Origin of the sequence: Nocardia vulneris (assembly GCF_001613425.1) — a bacterium.
Taxonomy (GTDB): domain Bacteria; phylum Actinomycetota; class Actinomycetes; order Mycobacteriales; family Mycobacteriaceae; genus Nocardia; species Nocardia vulneris.
Genome location: NZ_BDCI01000004.1, coordinates 112,857 through 129,905, shown reverse-complemented (window position 1 = coordinate 129,905; position 17,049 = coordinate 112,857). Strand labels below are relative to the sequence as shown.

Annotated in this window: 8 protein-coding genes and 1 pseudogene; 8 read left to right on the top strand and 1 reads right to left on the bottom strand. The window is 67.8% G+C overall.

What is annotated here, in order from left to right; translation table 11 throughout:
- Positions 1 to 42: 42 nt before the first annotated feature.
- From NVU01S_RS06640 to NVU01S_RS06605, 8 genes and pseudogenes are all read left to right on the top strand, one after another.
- Entirely contained in the window at positions 43 to 411 is a 369-nt protein-coding gene (locus tag NVU01S_RS06640; protein WP_043669587.1) for a VOC family protein, read from the top strand.
- Positions 412 to 2,873: 2,462 nt separating this feature from the next.
- Positions 2,874 to 5,528, top strand: a complete 2,655-nt coding sequence (locus tag NVU01S_RS44130) for a serine/threonine-protein kinase (RefSeq protein WP_052280532.1) — start codon at positions 2,874 to 2,876, stop codon at positions 5,526 to 5,528.
- A 603-nt stretch (positions 5,529 to 6,131) separates the two neighbouring features.
- Positions 6,132 to 6,230 (top strand): annotated as a pseudogene (rpsI, locus tag NVU01S_RS45345) (30S ribosomal protein S9); the annotation flags it as partial.
- Positions 6,231 to 6,886: 656 nt separating this feature from the next.
- Positions 6,887 to 9,607: an NlpC/P60 family protein gene (locus NVU01S_RS06625; RefSeq protein WP_063048075.1), complete on the top strand. Its 2,721-nt coding sequence runs from the start codon at positions 6,887 to 6,889 to the stop codon at positions 9,605 to 9,607.
- 2,423 nt (positions 9,608 to 12,030) lie between these two features.
- Positions 12,031 to 12,474, top strand: a complete 444-nt coding sequence (locus NVU01S_RS06620) for a hypothetical protein (protein WP_043673728.1) — start codon at positions 12,031 to 12,033, stop codon at positions 12,472 to 12,474.
- Between the two features lie 116 nt (positions 12,475 to 12,590).
- Positions 12,591 to 12,893 carry an aa3-type cytochrome oxidase subunit CtaJ gene (ctaJ, locus tag NVU01S_RS06615; RefSeq protein WP_029895288.1) on the top strand — a complete coding sequence of 101 codons (303 nt, stop codon included), beginning with the start codon at positions 12,591 to 12,593 and terminating at the stop codon, positions 12,891 to 12,893.
- The gene (locus tag NVU01S_RS06610; RefSeq protein WP_043673727.1) at positions 12,880 to 13,344 is read left to right on the top strand and encodes a DUF5130 domain-containing protein; all 465 of its coding nucleotides are present in this window, start codon (positions 12,880 to 12,882) and stop codon (positions 13,342 to 13,344) included. The genes ctaJ and NVU01S_RS06610 overlap by 14 nt, the downstream gene beginning before the upstream one ends.
- Positions 13,345 to 13,565: 221 nt before the next feature.
- Entirely contained in the window at positions 13,566 to 14,363 is a 798-nt protein-coding gene (locus NVU01S_RS06605) for an NAD(P)H-binding protein (RefSeq protein WP_043673803.1), read from the top strand.
- Between the two features lie 66 nt (positions 14,364 to 14,429).
- Here NVU01S_RS06605 and pepN read toward each other — a convergent pair whose 3' ends face one another.
- Positions 14,430 to 17,009 carry an aminopeptidase N gene (gene pepN, locus NVU01S_RS06600; RefSeq protein ID WP_043673725.1) on the bottom strand — a complete coding sequence of 860 codons (2,580 nt, stop codon included), beginning with the start codon at positions 17,007 to 17,009 and terminating at the stop codon, positions 14,430 to 14,432.
- Between the last annotated feature and the right edge of the window lie 40 nt (positions 17,010 to 17,049).

The following is a 17,049-nucleotide window of genomic DNA, read 5'->3' as shown; positions in this document are numbered from 1 at the left end:
GAGTCGTGTCAGAAGACTGACACGCAACGAAGGAGCATCACCATGCCTGTTACCGGCCCCGACTTCCTCTCGCTCCAAACCCGCGACCTCGCGGCGTCACAAGCGTTCTATGAGCAGTACCTCGGCCTCGTCCGCTCCGAGGCCGGGCCGCCGCACGCGGTCGTCTTCGAGACCGAGCCGATCGCGTTCGCGCTCCGCGACCTCGTTCCCGGCACCGATCTCGCCTCCGTGGCGCAGCCCGGCATCGGGGCCGCGATCTGGTTGCACGCCACGGATGTCCAAGCGATCCACGATGCGCTCGTCGCCGACGGGCACCCGATCGTCGCCGCACCGATCGACGGGCCCTTCGGCCGGACCTTCACCTTCGCCGATCCCGACGGCTATCAGGTCACCCTGCACGACCGGGCTTGATGATCGGGATCGAGTATGCACAGCTGAGTGGGCATGCAAATGCAATTGCAAAATCACTGGGTAACAATGGATTTGTTGGAATTCCAAACGCGTCCATCTACGGTCCAATGAACTCTTTCGACGGTGCGTGATAGTAAGTGAACATGCAGGTAGGGCCGTAGTTTGGACCGAGTTGTACATGAATTGTGTTCGGCGGGGGCATCTTCGGGTCAATAGGGCTGGATACGGTCGGTCGAACCGTGAAAGAATTGGCGCTGCCTTCGACTGACGTATTCGTGAAACCACAGCGTGGAGTCCGTGACGCAGGAAGATCGCTTCGCTCGACCGGTGCATCGTGGCCCGCCGCGTACCGCGGTCGGCCGCGATCCCGCCGCCCGCAGAACTCCTTGCCGGACTTGAGGAGTGCTCGTGACCATCGACGGTCTGCTATCCACGAACGTCGGCGTGACGGCCGGACGGCGGTGCGCCGCATCGCCCGAAGCCCTGGGTCATTGGCACCGCGACCGGTGAACACGGCGACGTCCACCGCAGTCCGGGAAGCCCTCGATGCCCTCGAGCTCGAAGCGGAAACCCCCGAGGAGTTCCTGGCGATCCTGCGCGCCGCCCACACCGCATCCGGCCTCACCCGGGGTCAGCTCAGCTCCTACACCGACATCTCCCGCAGCACCGTCTACAACTGGCTGCGACCCGGCTACACCGCGCTGCCCCGCAACCGCGTCCAAGTCGAGGCGATCTTCCGCTACTGCAAACTCACACCCGACCAGCTCCGCCGGGTGCTGGCGCTGTGGGAGCGGCTCGACGCGGCACGTGCCAAACCCACCCCGCCTACGCCGAAGAAGAGGAAAGTCCAAGTCGCGCAGGAGGGTGGAGGGGTGGGCCCGAGGGCGGTTGCGTCCGCGTCGCCGAGTGCTGTGCAGGAGCTGCCGGGTTCTGCGCAGAGCTCGGTAAGTCCCATGTCGACGCCGTCGGCTTCGAGGCACGGGGCGACAGGTTCGGTCGCGACGTGGGCGAGCCCCGGGTCGGAGCTGCTCGGTTCGACACCAGGCGCGGGCAGTGCCGCGTCGTCGCAGTCGGGGTGTGAGCGAGGGGAGGTAAGCCCGGTCGCGGTGTCGGTGAACTTTGCGTCGGAGCGGCTGGGTTGTACGCCGGGCGCGGTTGGTTCGGCGTCGTCGCAATTGGGGCGTGAGCGGGGGGAGGTAAGCCCGGTCGCGATGTCGGTGAACTCTGCGCCGGAGGTAGTGGGTTCCACGCCAGACTCGGTCAGTCCCGCGCCGTCGGAGCTGAATTGTGGGCACGGGCCAACGGATTCGGTCGCGGCGTCGGTGAACTCTGTGTCGGCGTTGCTGGGTTCGGTGCCGTCGCAGTTGGGGCGCGGGGCAGCAAGTCCGGTTGGGACGGAAGCGGGTGTGGTGTCGGGGCTGCTGAGTTCTACACCGGATGTGGTCCGTCCCGTGTCGGCACAGCTGGGTCGTGGGCGGGAGCCGACGAGTCCGTTCGCGACGTCGGGGAGCTCTGTGCAGGTGTCGCCGAATCCTGTTCAGGCACTGGCCGACCCTGTGCCAGAGGCGGCGAGTCTGATCGCGGTGCCGCCGAAAGCTTCGCAGCTGCCGCCGAATTCTGCGCACGTTCCGCCCGTCGGTGCATTCGCGTGGCCGAGTCGTGTCCACGTATCGCCGGACCATGTGCTGGCGAGCCCTGCACCCTCGTCGACGCCTTCGGATCGTGGGCAGGGTTCGACCGGCTCGGTGGCGGTGTCGACAGGTCCTGTCCAGGTATCGCCGACCGCTGCACAGGTACCGGCGCGTCCCGATTCGGTCCCGCCGAGTGCCGTGCAAATGCCGACAAGCCAGGTTGCGGTGCCGTCGGATTCTGCACAGCTGCCGCCGATCGATGCGCCCGGACCGTCGAGTTCGGTGTCGCCCCAGAGTCCGCAGCTGTCGCCGGGTTTCCGGCCGGCGGCGGTTTCTGAGCAGGTCCCGGGTGGTGCTGCGCACCATTCGGCGGATTCCGTTCCGGCACCGGCGAGTTCTGTGTCTACTGCTGGTCCGGTACGGGTGTCGCCTGGTCTCTGGCCGGTGGTGCAAGGGTCGGTGGTGGTTTCTGTGCGGGGTCCGGGTGGTGCTGTGCACAGTTCGGCGGATTCCGTTTCGGCACCGGCGAGTTCCGTGCAGGTCGGGCCAGGCTTGGGGCGAGCGTTGGTCACTCCGGTGCCAACAGGTTCTGCGTCCGCGTCGATGAGTTCTGTGCAGGTGTCGGGAGAGCCTGCGCCTTCGGTGACGCGTCCGACTCGGACGGGCTCCGCGTCCGCAGTGAAACAGCCTGCGCTCGATCACGCGGACGGATCGGCCACCGGCCGTAGTGCGGCATCGGGCGCGGGGGGACGGTCGGGTACGGAAGCTGGTTCGGTTCGCGGAGATTCGCGGTGTGCGCGCCGATCCTGGCAGGTCAGTTCGATCCTGACGTTGATCGGGTCGGCCGCGCTGATCATCGTGCTGCTGCATGCGCTGGCCGGCACGGATCGGACGTTGGCCGGACCGGTGACCGTGGCGTATCTCGCGGCATTGCTGTGCGCGCTGGTCATGGTGGGGTTGGGTGCCGTCGAACGGAACCGCCGCACGGCGTACCACCGGCTGGCGAACGCGCCGGCGGTCGTGGCGCTGGCGGGTGTGGCAGTGGCGGCGATCGCGACGGTCGTCCCGCATGCCGGTGACGCTTTGGCGGCCGGAACGGTCGCCGGGACTGTGGGGCTGGTGTGGACCGGCTGGTGGCTCGCCTCGTTGAGCATGCGCGGGGTGCGTCTCCTGTTCACCGACGTGCCGATGGAATGCACGGTTTGCGTGCTGATCGGCACCGCCGCCGGAGGGTGGGTCGGCATCTCCGGCTACCCGGCCTCGGGCGCGATATTCGCCGGCGTCCTGACCACGGCCGCCCTGGTCCACCTGTTCGGCAACGCGGCCGCCGCGCTGGTGGAACCGCCGCACCGAGACGAGACCGGTCCGCCGACAACGCCCCGTGAATCCGCCACGCGTGGCACGGGTGCCCGGGAAATGTCGTTGACCGCAAAGGATCTGATCGACATCTCGACCCCGCCGCTGCCGAGATTGCCTCGGCGCAGGCCGCAGGCGCGCAACATGCACGAGCTGCTGGTCGGAATCAGCTCGGCACCGAAACCTGGTTCGGTGCAGGCGGATTCCGTGGGGTTCGGCCCGGAGCCGGAACGTCGCCCGGTGCCCGCCTACGAGATCATCGACCGGATCAACAACGAGCGGCGACAGGCTGCCAACGTCGGCGGCGAGCAGCCTTTCGCGGCTCGCCCGCGCTCGCTCGGGCGCCGCACCGGGGCGCGGTTCGGGCGCTACCGGCTGCGGTCGCTCGTGGGCAAGAGCGGGATGGGTGAGGTCTACGAGGCTTTCGACACCATCCAGGGCAGGCGGGTCGCGGTCAAACTGCTGTCGGAGGCAGTGGCCCTGGATCCGGCCTACCAGGCCAACTTTCGCAGGCAGACCGCGCTCGCCGCACAGCTCGCCGCGCCGTACATCGTCCCGATCCACGACTGGGGTGTGATCAACGGCGTGCTGTTCGCCGCCACGCGTTTGATCGACGGCACCGACCTGCACACCGTGCTGCGACGCGGTCCGGTCACCGCGGAACAGGCGGTGTCCGTTATCGAACAGGTAGCTGCCGCGTTGGACGCCGCGCACGCGGTCGGGCTGGTCCACGCCGACGTGAAACCGGCCAACATCCTGCTCACCCCCGGTGGTGCCGCCTATCTCAGCGATTTCGGAATCGCCCACCCGGCCGCCGATTCCGGGCCCGGAGCCAGCGTCGAAGCCTGCGCGTATCGAGCACCGGAGCGTTTCACGACCACCTCCGTCACCGCCGGCTCCGATATCTACGCGCTCACCGGCGTGCTCTTCGAAGCACTCACCGGTCTGCCGCCATTTCCCGCCGCGACCACAGGCGAGGTGATCCACCGCCAACTGACCGATCCGCCGCCGCGCCCCAGCACACTGCGGCCGACGGTCCCGCCCGCCATGGACGCCGTAATCCGTCGAGGCATGGCAAAGGTTGCCGCCGAACGCTTTCCGACCGCGACCGCCCTGGCCCGCGCCGCCCGCGCGGCCCTCGGCGCAACTCCGCGACCGCAGACCCCGCCCGTTCTGCTGCCCCAGCCCGCACCGATGCCACAGTCCGCGCCGCGACAGTCTGCGCCGCAGCTGAGGCCCGGCGGGGCGCCACGGTCTGCGCGACCGGTGGTTTCCGGAGCGCCACTACCGTCTGCGCCGTCGATGGGGTCCGGAGGGACGCCGGGATCTGCACGGCGGATGGTGTCGGGAGTGCCGTCGCGGTCTGCGCCGTTCGGTGGGCACGAAGCGTCCCCGGGATCTGCATCGTGGACGGGGTCGGGAGCCTCGTCACGGTCTGCGCCACGGCCAGGGGCCGGAGCGCCGTCTACACCGCAGGCGGGGCCGAAATCGCCGACGCGGTCTGTTACGCGGACCCAGTCAGCATTTCTGCCCGAGATCGCCCCTGCGACAAGTGTCATGCTGCCGCCGCAGCCTGAGGTGCCGATGCAACTCGCTTCGCGGGTGCGGTCTGTCCCGCAGGTGGGGCCCGGTTGGTCGGCGCAGTCTGTTTCGCCGACGAGGCTTGCGCTTTCGCCGGAGATCACTCCTCCAACGAAGGTCACGCCGGCGCCGCAGTCCGGGGTGCCGACGCTTGTCCCGCAGGTGCGGACCGCACCGCAGGCGGAGTTCCGATGGCCGACACGGTTTGGTTCGCCGACGGGGTCAGTGCTTCCGCCGGCGATCACCCCTGCGATGAAGCTCATGCTGCCGCCGCAACCCCCACCCTCGACGTGGTCGGCGTATGCGATGCCGGCCTTCTCCGCGCCACCTGCACCGTGGACACAATGCGCATTGCCGACGCGAACTGCACCAGCGCCACAGCCCACACCGCTGCCGCAGCCTGTCCCGCTACCCCAGCGTGCGTCGCCGCCGCAGCCCGCACCGTGGACCAAGTCCGCACGAGGGACGATGTTCGCACGAGGGACGATGTTCGCGCCGCCGCCCCAGCCCGCACCCTCAGCATGGGCTTGCGTTTGCAACGGTGCCTGAATAGTTCGCGCAGTAACCCGCGTTGGTCCGCAACGCGCATTGCAGGCAAGACCTGCGTCAGTGCCGCAGTCCACACTGCTGCCGCAACGTGTTTCGTTGCGGCAGCATGCGTTGCCGACGCAGCCTGCACCGTGCGGTACCTGACGCGCACTGCGTTGGCGTGGCACCTCCTGCTGCGGCCGTAACCTCTGCCGATGCGGCGTGCGTGGCCGAGGGAACGGTGCGGTGCGGTGCCGGGGTCGTGGCGTAGTCCGCGTATAGGACGAAGGTCGTACTGTGGACGGGCCCGCTCGTTCGTGGCGGTCTGCTCTGCATACGGAGTCTGCTTTCCCGACGTGGTTCAGCGTCTTCAAATGACGGTGTGGGCGGCGGGGACTTGGGGCGAGGAAGCGCAGCTTGCCGCTGATTCGGTGTCGTGGCCGATCGGAAACTTGCACGAGATCTGTTGTTCAGCAACGAGTTTCCAGCGCCGGGATGGTCTGATGGGCCGTCAGGCCGGAGTGTGCGCGTCGGCTATGTCGTCGCGGGTAGGTTGCCTTCGCCTCGGGGTATAGCCGCCTTGGCGTTTAGCTCTCTGGGTCGCGTATCTGTCGTGAGTTTCGGCATCCACGCCCGGTCGGCGGCGGCCCGTCGGGACAGGCCGGCGCCCTGTGTCTGGCCATCGCCCGCGCGCTGATCGAGGTCACCCCGGACGACCGTCCCGGTCGCTCTGCTGTTGCTGATAAGGGTGTCGTGCTCGGTATGGGGATGCGGCCTGGGGGTGCTGGTCGATCGGTTCAGAAGAGGTTGCACTGTGTGCATTGCCGGGAAGGGTGTGCAATGCACAGATACATGTGTTGGCGCGCAACGTATCTGTCCATTTGGGCACTGCTGGTCGATTCGGGGCTGAGTTCGGTGGTCTGTTCATCGGAGGTAAACCGCTGGTCGACGGCATTTGCAAGAGCGAGCGCCCGGCGCGTTCGAGGCGTAGTTACACATTTGTGATTTTTGCTCGCGAAGGGTGGCCGAGGAACGTTCCGGAGTGGGAGACTGGTGGCAGCCCCCGGTGCAGTGGGGGGCCGCGCCAACCGTAACTGGCTGGTAGCGCACTGCGTCGCAGAAGTCCCTGAATTGGGCTGCACCCACAATGCTTTGGGGGTTCGCGGGGCACGCGATGCTCGTCGGGCGGGAACCCATCTGGTGATGGATCCCGACCCAGGAGATACCGATCGAGGTGATCGGTTCGCGGCCCGCGGACTCCTCCGTTCCACAGGTTGAGGAGTTGACGTGACCGGTCTTGTCCGGAGAGCTGGGCGTTTCGCGGGGATCGATCATGCGCTACGTCCGGATTCAGGTGTCACTGACCGCTTTTCGTCGCATTGAGCGCCGAGTTGGCGCGGCTGGGCGCCGAATTGGGCTGCACCCTCGACCTCGACGCGGCCGCCTACCCGGATCTGCGCGTCGAGTTCCTGGCGATGACCGCGGCGGCGCAGCGCGACTCGGGACGGTCCAGGGCGGACATCGTGAAACGCTGCGCGGGCCGGCCCGGCAAGCAGACGGTGTACAACTACGCCGGTGCCCCGGACTACTCGAGCTTCCCCAAACCTGAACTTCTGCAACGGTATCTGGTGCACTGCGGCCTCGAGTCCGAGCTGGTGCGGTTCGCGGTCGAGCGCTGTGCGGAGATCAGGCGCAGGTATCCGGAGGCGGGCAAGCCCGGCCCGCGCAAGCAGCATCCGTCCCCGACGGAAGCCCCGGGCGGCCACGCACCCGGACGATCCGCGAGCGCCACCACGCCGATCAGCGGAGCGCCGGAATACGGTGGGTCGGAGGGCACCGGCCTCGGCGCGCCCGACCGTCCGGGTCCATGGCACGGATTGGCGCGAACATGCTTGCCCCGAACAGGTTTCGCTGCGGTCGGCCAGCAGTTCATCACGTTGCTGTCGCCTGCGGTGTACGAGCCGTTCGCGGCGGAAGCGTGGCAGCCGGGCGCGCGCAAAGCGGCCGATGCCTCGCCGCCTGACCGCTCCGGCCGGTGGGTGGGCAGTGCCGTACGGGATTCGGGCGTACGGATCTCGCCGGGCCGCATGGCCTTGCGGATGGTGCGCGCGGAACTCGAAAGCGGTGTGCGGCACGACGATCCCACCGCTGCGGCGAGGCTGGTGCGCCGAGGATATGCCGCGGCCGGCATCGCCCTGCACACGCGGGCCGGCGAGCAGGCCGAAGCCGGAGTGCAGGTGCCGTGGGACCAGGCCGAGCCAGGCGACATTCTCATCCGGCTCGACGGCGGCTTCGCCCTGTACGCAGGGAACGGCACGGCACTGTTGCTCGGCACCGGCGACCCGAATCCCCAACCGGTACAGCCCGATCGAATTCGCATGACGCGCCGCATCACCTGGCCGTCGGTGCCCCTGGAAAGCAGGCCGGACCTCCCGAGCGCGGGGCCGGACCCCAACCGGCGGATCCCGGACCGGCCGCTGCGGCCGGTGCACATCGCGCCGTGCCCCGCGGACGTCGCGCCACCCCATTTCGTCGATCCGCCGGAGCACGACGCCGCGCAACCGGTAAGTCGGTCATCGGCGCCGGCGCCACGAGGTCCCCGGTCGGCAGACGAGCCAGCGGACAATTGGCGGGCAGAAGCATCGAAGACTTCGTGGCCGGCGGAGAAGCTGGAAGGTTCGTGGTCGGCGAAAGGGCTTATAGGCCGGTGGTCGCCGGTAGAGCCGGAGGACCGGTGGTCGCCGGAAGGGCCGCGGTCTGCGGAACCGTCGAAGGGTTCGCGACCGGTGGAATCGCCGGAACCGCTGTGGATGGCGGGAGAGTTGGAGCGCCGGTGGTCGGCGGGAAGGCCGCGGTCTGCGGAACAGTCGAACGGATCGCGGCCGGCTGGATCGCCGGAAACGGCGTGGATGGCGGGAGAGTCGGAGGGCCGGTGGTCGGCGGGAGGGCGGCGGTCTGCGGAACAGTCGAACGGATCGCGGTCGGCGGGATCGCCGGAAACGGCGTGGATGGCGGGAGAGTCGGAGGGCCGGTGGTCGGCGGGAGGGCGGCGGTCTGCGGAACAGTCGAACGGATCGCGGTCGGCGGAATCGCCGGAACTGCTGTGGAGGGCGGGCGAGTTGGACAGGCCGTGGATGGCGGGAGAGCCGGAGGGCTGGAGGTCGGCGGAAGAACTCGAGGTGCGGCAGTCTACGGAACGGCCGGAGGGTTCGTGGTCGGCGGAAGAGCCACCGGTCGCGGGGTTGGCAGGAGAGTCGGAGGGGCCACGATCGACGGAACAGGTTGTCGCAGCTTACGAGCGGGCGATGGGTGCGGCGAGTCGGCTGGTCGAGGTTGCGGGGCGGGCAGCGGTGCCGGGCTTGGCGGCGCTGCGGGCGGTTGATCGGCTGGTGTTTCCGTATGAGGGGCCGCAGGCGTGGCTGGTGCGTGCGGCGTTCGAGGCGATCGACCTGCCGTTGCCCGCCGAGATCCGGTTCGAGCTGCCGGTCATGGCGGTCGCGCTGCGACATCTGGCGGTGCGGCCCGGCGACATCGTGTTCACCGAGTCCGGCGTGCTCGGGATCTATGGTGAGCGTGGGGAGTTGGTGCATCTGGGGCCCGCGGGTACCCGTGCGGTCACCGAGTTGCAACCGGCGGTGTACGCCGTCGCGTGGCGAGTGTCCGCGGCCCCGGCTCGAACGGGTTACGGGCTGGTGAGTGCGGTGACGATGGTCGAGCACGACGAGGCGGGCCGCCTGGTGCGGATCTATCGTCCCGGCGAGCGGCGCAGCGGCAGACACAGCCGAAGTCCGGAAACGGCCGAGGTCGTCGCGATGGTGATCGAGGTGGTGGAACAGGCGACGCGACGCGGTGCGATCCTGCCGCTGAGCGCCCGAGAGTTGTTCGCTGCAGCCAACTTTCGGGGCGGCGTCGACTTCTCGCCAATGACCGCGGCATGGGATCCGCGGCGTCAACCCGTGTACCCCCTGGATGCGCGTTTGCCCACCGCACCCGACCAGGCACCAGCGAGTCCGGCAACCGCAGCACAATTGTTCCTGGCCAGGTCCGGCTCGGCACAGTTGGCCCGGTGGGTCAGGCGGCCGAGGCCGGGAGTTGCATGAATGGAATCCCTGAGCCCCAGTTCGTGTGGCGTGTGGAAACTTCGGCGGTGGCTTCGCGGGGCTTGGACCGCGTCGGCAGCGGCGAGTCCGCGATCGCGGCGCAGCCGGTGCCAGCCAGATCGGGGACGACATCGCTAGGGCGTTGGGTCAGGCGGCTCAGGCCCGGAGTTGCGTGGGCGGGAACCCGTTGGGTCCCAGTTCGTGTGGCGTGCGGAGACTTCGGCGGTGGTTTCGTGGTGGCTCGGACCGCGGCGGCGGTGAGTCCTCCTGCGGTGCAGTGGATGTCGGTCAGGTCGGGCTTGGTGTCGCTAGCGTGGTGACGTCGGGTGGCGGAAGCCCGGAGTTGCATGAGCGGAACCCGTTGGTTCCCAGTTCGTGTGGCGTGCGGAGACTCCGGCGGCGGATTCGTGGTGGCTCGGACCGCGGCGGCGGTGAGTCCTTCTGCGGTGCAGTGGGGGTCGGTCAGGTCGGGCATGGTGTCGCAGCGTGATGACGTGGGGAGGGGCAGCCCGGAGTTGCGTGAGCGGAACCCGTTGGTTCCCAGTTCGTGTGGCAAGTGGAGACTCCAGGGACGCTCGGCGTCGATTGGATCGCGGCACTTTTGGCGGCAGGGTGCCTTCGGTTGAGCCCCGCGACTCCGTGGCAGCTCCACGTCGCTCGAACCACACCGGCTGCGTGCGATTCACGCAGTGCTCGAAGCCATTCTGTGAACGCATCGACCGTTGCGGGCGTGGTGACTACCCGTGACGGTGTGGCTGTCCCTGGTTTGCGCGCCGGACTGGTGTGTTGAGTTCGGTTGGGCGGTAGTGGTTTTCGGTGTGGAGGCTACCCGTGATGTGTAGCCCGTCCCAGGTTTGCACCGGATTATGCTGGGCGCGTCGTGTGCCGTACCCGGCTGTAGGTGCAGGTCAGGTGCGCGGTGTCTGGTTCCGGTGTGGTCATCTGGCTGTGGTTGCGTCTCGAGCGGCTTGGGAAGGGAGGGTGGTCGGGTTTGTCTGGACCAAGCGACAGATAGGTGGGGGTTCATAGAGTTTCGATGCGGTTCACAGGGGTTGTAGCTGCTGTGAACCGTAGAGACGGTCTGTGAAGCCCCCGGCCGCACTATCGCGCGCAGCCGATCACGGCAGAAACCCCAGGTCGTTGTGTACCAAGCGACAGCTTGGTGCGTGTCGACACGCGGAATCCCCACAGCTGCACCACTTCTCGGGATCAACACCCTTTCTGGCCGCCCACAACCGGTGCAAGTCCCGAGAACTGGTGCAGATCCCAAAGCGCCCGCAGACCATTTGCCCGCCCCCGAAAAGAAGCGCTCGAGAACGGCACCACAGCCAGACGACCACGCCGGAACAAGCCACCGCGCACCCGGCGCGCGCCTACAGTCGGGTACGGCACCCGACGCGCTCAGCACTATCCGTGTAACTCCCGCGGCAGGAACACCTGACTGTGCCCGGCGAACTTCGGGAGCCAGCCAACAAGCCCAAACGCAACTCTCTCTCCGGAACCTCACCACCCCAAACGCAACGTTCTCTCCGGAAGCCCACCCCAAACGCAACGTTCTCGCCGGAATCCCACCCCAAACGCAACTCTCTCCGGAACCCCACCACCCCAAACACAACGAATTACCACCCGTCAGCCGGTAACACCCACCCGGAATACTTCCATCCGATCATAATCGTGCCCGATTATTCGCCACAGACAACACTCCCACCCGAGTTTCGAACAATGGAACCGGACGCTCCGGCATAAACAAGGCCGAGTCCGAGATGCTGAGGGTGGACCTCCGCTTGCGGACGGAAGCCCACCGGTTTCACCCCGATTCTCGGTCACATTCCCTGTTTGAGTCCGGGGGAGTCGGCGCGCGAGGAGATCGCCGCGCTCGACTCGCGGTCCAGTGAACCATGGACGAGGGGTCGGAACAACCCTGACATGCGTGCGGTAGTGCTGTCCTAGATGTGTCCATACCGGTCCAAGCTTCCAAAATGGCTGGTAAGTACCGTTTTTGGACTGGTCTAAATGGTCTTGAAGGCGACTACCCGCCCTCGCTTCGGTTGTCAGCGCGAATTAATTGGAATCGATGTGGAATTCCAACCAACGCCCGCGCCTCGTTGGAATAGTCGGACTCGATGTCACGTCCAATTCGGATCCGATCAACGCTGGAACACTTCTCCGCGCGTTCGGAACGTTCCAGTAGGAACGGTTCAAAACAAACGTTGAAACCCGGCCATTTTTAGTTATGCTCGTGATCGCCTTCCGGTTCCGGCGAGGCGGGCGAACTCCGACAAATTGCGGAGCGGGTTCGCTGGTAATTCAAACGTGCACTTGATTGTGTGCTGGTCACATTCCCTGACGATTCACGAGTCCGTTGCTCGGCGGGCTGACCCGGTCCTGGAACACGGATTCCACACGAGGAGAACAACACAGAGATGCTGAATTCACACCGACATTCCGGGGACGACGCCGAGCGCGCCGGTGCCGTCCCGGATCAGGTGAACCCCGCGGTAGTGCCGCTGCCGCAGGGCGAGCCGCACCCGGCGGCCCACACCGAGGACCAGCACACCTGCGGTCACGAGCCGCCGTTCCGGCAACTGCCCGCACCGATGGTCGTCGAGCGGCGCACGACCTTTCGTGCCCTGGCACGGCGAGCAAAGGTCGATCTCCGGTTGGTCGCGGGCAGTGTGTTCACGGCCGCGACCTGCACCCAGCTGGCCGCACACGGCTGGCCGGACGACGGACTGGGCACGACGATGGCGGGAAGCGCGGCGCTGTTCGCGGCGCGCACCGCGTGGCCGATCCTCCGCGCGGTATGGCGGTACTGCGGACCCGAGGAGATCTCGTTCCGCATCCGCTTCCGCGGTCCACGCAGCTGAGCGCGCGGCCGGGCGGGGCGGGCAAACCGCCCGCCCGCGGCGCGTCATCGCTCGACACGACGGGGTCGGGACGACCAGAAGGCGAACTACTACACAGCATCGTCTACCGTTGGACTGTGAGCATTCTCGAGACAGTGCTGATCTTCGGCGGCATCCCGCTGGTGATTTATGGCGCGATCGCCGGATTGTCGTATCTCGGTAAGCCACTCGCTGGTGAGAAGCCGGCCCACTACGACCTCGGTCAGCAGTGGACCTCGGCGCCGGTGCTGTGGAGTGCGACCGACGAGGTGACCTCGGCGGTTCATCACGAAAGGGCAGAGGAGGCGCACGGCGGGCATGCGGAGCCGCATGGTCACCACGCGGCCATCGACGCCCCCAAGGCGGAGCTGATCGGAGGCCGGGCAAGTGGCAAGTTCTAAGTGGCCCGCGGTGGTCGAGGCCGACCTGCCGCACGGGTACGTCGTCACCAGCAGCGGACGCGTGTCCGGCGTGCACGAGGCCGGTGACGTGTTCAAGGAAGCTCCGTTCAGCGATGACGAGCGGCTGGCCATCGACAACGTGCTCACCGAGGCGACCCGCGCGACCAAGGTGCGGTTCAACATCTTCATCGGCGATCTCGGCACCGATTCGGCAGCCGGCGCGGACGCGATCTTCCCCTCGACCCCTGAGGCGTCGGCTTCGGTGCTCATCGCCGTCTCGCCCAACGACAAGGCGATCGAGGTGCGCTCCGGCCGCGAGGTCGCCGACCGCGCGAACGACCGCGTCTGCCAGCTCGGCGTCACCGCCGCGCTCAGCTCGTTCCGGCAGGGTCAGCTGATCGACGGCCTGGTCTCGGCGGTGCGCGTGATGGCCGCCGCCATCGGGCGCTGACCATCCGAAACCGCCACCGCGCCTGAGCCTTACCGCCGGCGCGGCGGCCGCGCCGCACGGCGAAACCACGAGCGTGTTCTTCCGGCGCGCACACCCCGAGCAGGGTGTGCGCGCCGGTTTCGTCTGCCCACACCACGGTGCGCAGACGCGGTCCGATTTTTTTCGGCAAGCACCAGAATTTGGGCTTGTTGGTCGTGGCCCTGCTCGCGCACCTTGGGACTATGCAGATTCTTGTCACGGGAGCCACCGGAAACATCGGCCGCAAGGTCGTCGACCACCTCGTCGCGGCCGGAGCGCAGAACGTGCGAGCGCTCACCACCAACCCGGCGCGCGCGGCGCTGCCCCCGGGTGTCGAAGTCGCCGAGGGCTATCTCGGACGGGTCTCCACCCTGCCCGCCGCCTTCGAGGGCGTGGACCGGATGTATCTCGCACCGTTGCTGGACACCATCGATGAGGTGGTAGCACTGGCGAAAGAAGCGGGCGTCGGGCAGATCGTAGATCTCTCCGGCGAAGCGCATTGGACGCCGATCGCCACGGCCGTCGAGAATTCGGGTGTGGACTGGACGCACCTGTTCACCGGCGACTTCATCGAGAACTCCACCATCTGGACAGATCAGATCCGCGCGTCCGACGAGATCCTCGATCCGTTCCCCGAGGTCGCGAGCACGCCGATCACGATGGACGATATCGCGCGCGTCGCCGCGGCGGTCCTGCTCTCCGACGGTCACGCGGGCCGGACCTACGAGCTGACCGGGCCGGAAGCGCTCACCCGCGCCGAGCGCATCCAGCAGATCGGCACGGCACTCGGGCGGACCCTCTCGGTCCGAAAGGTGCCCCGCGAGGAGGCGATCGAGATCTTCGCCCGCAGCATGGGGGACGGGGCCGAATGGTACGTGGACGCGACCGGCTCGATGCTGGGCTGGCAGCCCGAACCGACCACCGCCGTCGCGGATCTCACCGGCAGCCCCGCCACCACCTTCGCGCGCTGGGCCGCCGACAACACCGCGTTGTTCAGCTGAACGGCAAGCCCCCGCCCCGGCGGGGCGGGGGCCGCGACTACTACTGCGGACTACTACTGCGGACTACTACTGCGCGTCGAAGGCGCGGGCACGCAAGGCGCGCTCGACGCCCGCCTTGCCCTCGGTGACCAGGCGACGCAGGGCGGGCGGGTGGTCACCGGCGAGGAACTTGTCGGCGGCCGCGACCGCGTCGGCGCTGACGTCCCAGGACGGGTACAGCCCGACCACCACGGTCTGCGCGACCTCGCTGGAGCGACGCTCCCACACCTGCGCGACCTCGGCGAAGTAGCGCTCGACGTACGGCGCGAGCAACTCGGCCTGACCCACCGGGGCGAAGCCCGCGACGATCGCGCGCGTGGTGATGTTGGAGACGGAATCGTCCTCGAACACCGTGCGCCACGCCTGCGCCTTGACCTCCGCGATCGGCCGGGCGGTCGCCGCCGTCGCCGCCTGCCGCTTGCCCGCCGCGGTCGGGTCGTTGGCCAGTTCCTGGTCGATGAACGGGGTGGCCAGGCCGTCGGCGTCGATCTCGCCCGCGATGGCGAGCGCGATGACGATGCGCCAGCGCAGGTCCGTGTCGATCACGAGACCGGGCAGCCCGACCTTGGCCGGATCGCCGTCGATCAGTTCCCGCAGCACCTCGGTGTGCCAAGCCGACAGCTTGGCACCGGTGAGCGCGTTGACGAAGGCCAGTTGGTGATCCGAGCCCGCCGTGGCTTCCCGCGCCAGCTCGAGCAGCCGGTCCGCGTACTCGGTCCAGCCGGTGCTCGCCGCCCACGCCGGGTCGGCGTAGCTGCTGAGCGCGAGGTTGGCCTGCATCAGAAGTCGTTGCACCACACCGATTTCGGTTTCGGCCCCGACGCCGCGCTGCACCAGCGCGAGGTAGTCGCGCGCCCGCAGTTCGGCCTGCCTGGTCATCTCCCACGCGGCCGACCAGGCCAGGGTGCGGGGGAGCGGTTCGGCGATATCGGCGATCCGGTTGATCAGCACGTCCAGCGAACCCGCGTCGAGGCGCACCGAGCAGTAGGTCAGATCGTCGTCGTTGACCAGGACCAGCTGTCCGCTCGGTACGCCGACCAGCTCGGGGACGTCGGTGCGCTCGGCGGCGTCGAGATCGAGCTCGACGCGCTTGGTGCGCACCAGCTTTCCGTTCTGGTCGTCGTACACGCCGATGGCGAGCCGGTGCACCCTGCGCTCACCCGCGCCCGGCGCGGCGCCGTCCTGGACGACCGCGAACGAGGTGAACTTGCCCTCGGCGTCGACCTCGAAGTCGGGACGCAGGGTGTTCAGGCCGGTGGTCTTGAGCCACTGTGCGCCCCAGGTGGAAAGGTCACGGCCAGAAGACTTTTCGAGCGCGGTCAGCAGGTCGTCGAAGGTGGCGTTGCCGTAGGCGTGCTCGGCGAAGTAGGCGCGCAGGCCGGCCAGGAAGGGTTCCAGCCCGACGTAGGCGACGAGCTGCTTGAGCACCGAAGCGCCCTTGGCATAGGTGATTCCGTCGAAATTCACCTCGACGGCGGCGAGGTCGGGGATGTCGGCGGCGATCGGGTGGGTGGAGGGCAGCTGGTCCTGCCGGTACGCCCAGGACTTCTCGACATTCGCGAAAGTGGTCCAGGCGCTGGTGTATTCGGTCGCCTCGGCCTGGCACAGCACCGACGCGAAGGTCGCGAACGACTCGTTCAGCCACAGGTCGTCCCACCACTTCATGGTGACCAGGTCGCCGAACCACATGTGCGCCATCTCGTGCAGCACGGTCTCGGCCCGGCGCTCGTAGGACGCGCGGGTCACCTTGGACCGGAAGACGTAGTCCTCCAGGAAGGTTACCGCGCCCGCGTTCTCCATCGCGCCCGCGTTGAACTCCGGCACGAACAGCTGGTCGTACTTGCCGAACGCGTACGGTACGCCGAAGTTGTTGTGGTAGAAGCCGAATCCCTGCTTCGTCTCGGTGAACAGCCGCTCGGCGTCCATGTGCTCGGCGAGCGAGGCGCGGCAGTAGATGCCGAGCGGGATGCTGCCGTGATCGTCGGTGTAGACGTCGGTCCACTGGGCGTAGGGACCCGCGATCAGCGCGACGAGGTAGGTGCTCATCCGCGGGGTGGTGCGGAAGATGTGCTTACCCGGTTCTGCCGCAAGGGTTTCCACGACGGCGCCGTTGGAGATGACCTTCCAGTCCGGCGCGGCGGTGACGTGCACGTCGAACGTCGCCTTGAGGTCCGGCTGGTCGAAGCACGCGAACATCCGCTTGGCGTCGGCGGTTTCGAACTGCGAGTACAGGTAGACGGCGTCGTCGGTCGGGTCGACGAAGCGGTGCAGGCCCTCGCCGGTGTGCGAGTACTCGCAGTCGGCCTCCACCACCAGTTCGTTGGTCGCGGCGAGATCGGGCAGCGTGATGCCGGTGGACTCGTCGTAGCCGGAGACATCGAGCGCGGTGCCGTTGAGCACCGCCGAGCGCACGCCGCGGGCGACCAGGTCGATGAAGGTGCTCGCGCCCGGTGTCGCGCTGAAGGTGACCGTGCTGCGGGAGAAGAAGGTTTGTTCGCCCGGTTTGCCGGCACCGTCGGTCAGGTCCAGGTCGATGCGATAGTTCTCGACCGACACGGTCGAGGCGCGTTCGATGGCCTGGTCACGAGTCAGGTTCGGTGCGGACATAAGGCTCCTTCGGGTTCGAAGAACTACTCGGGCGCTCCCC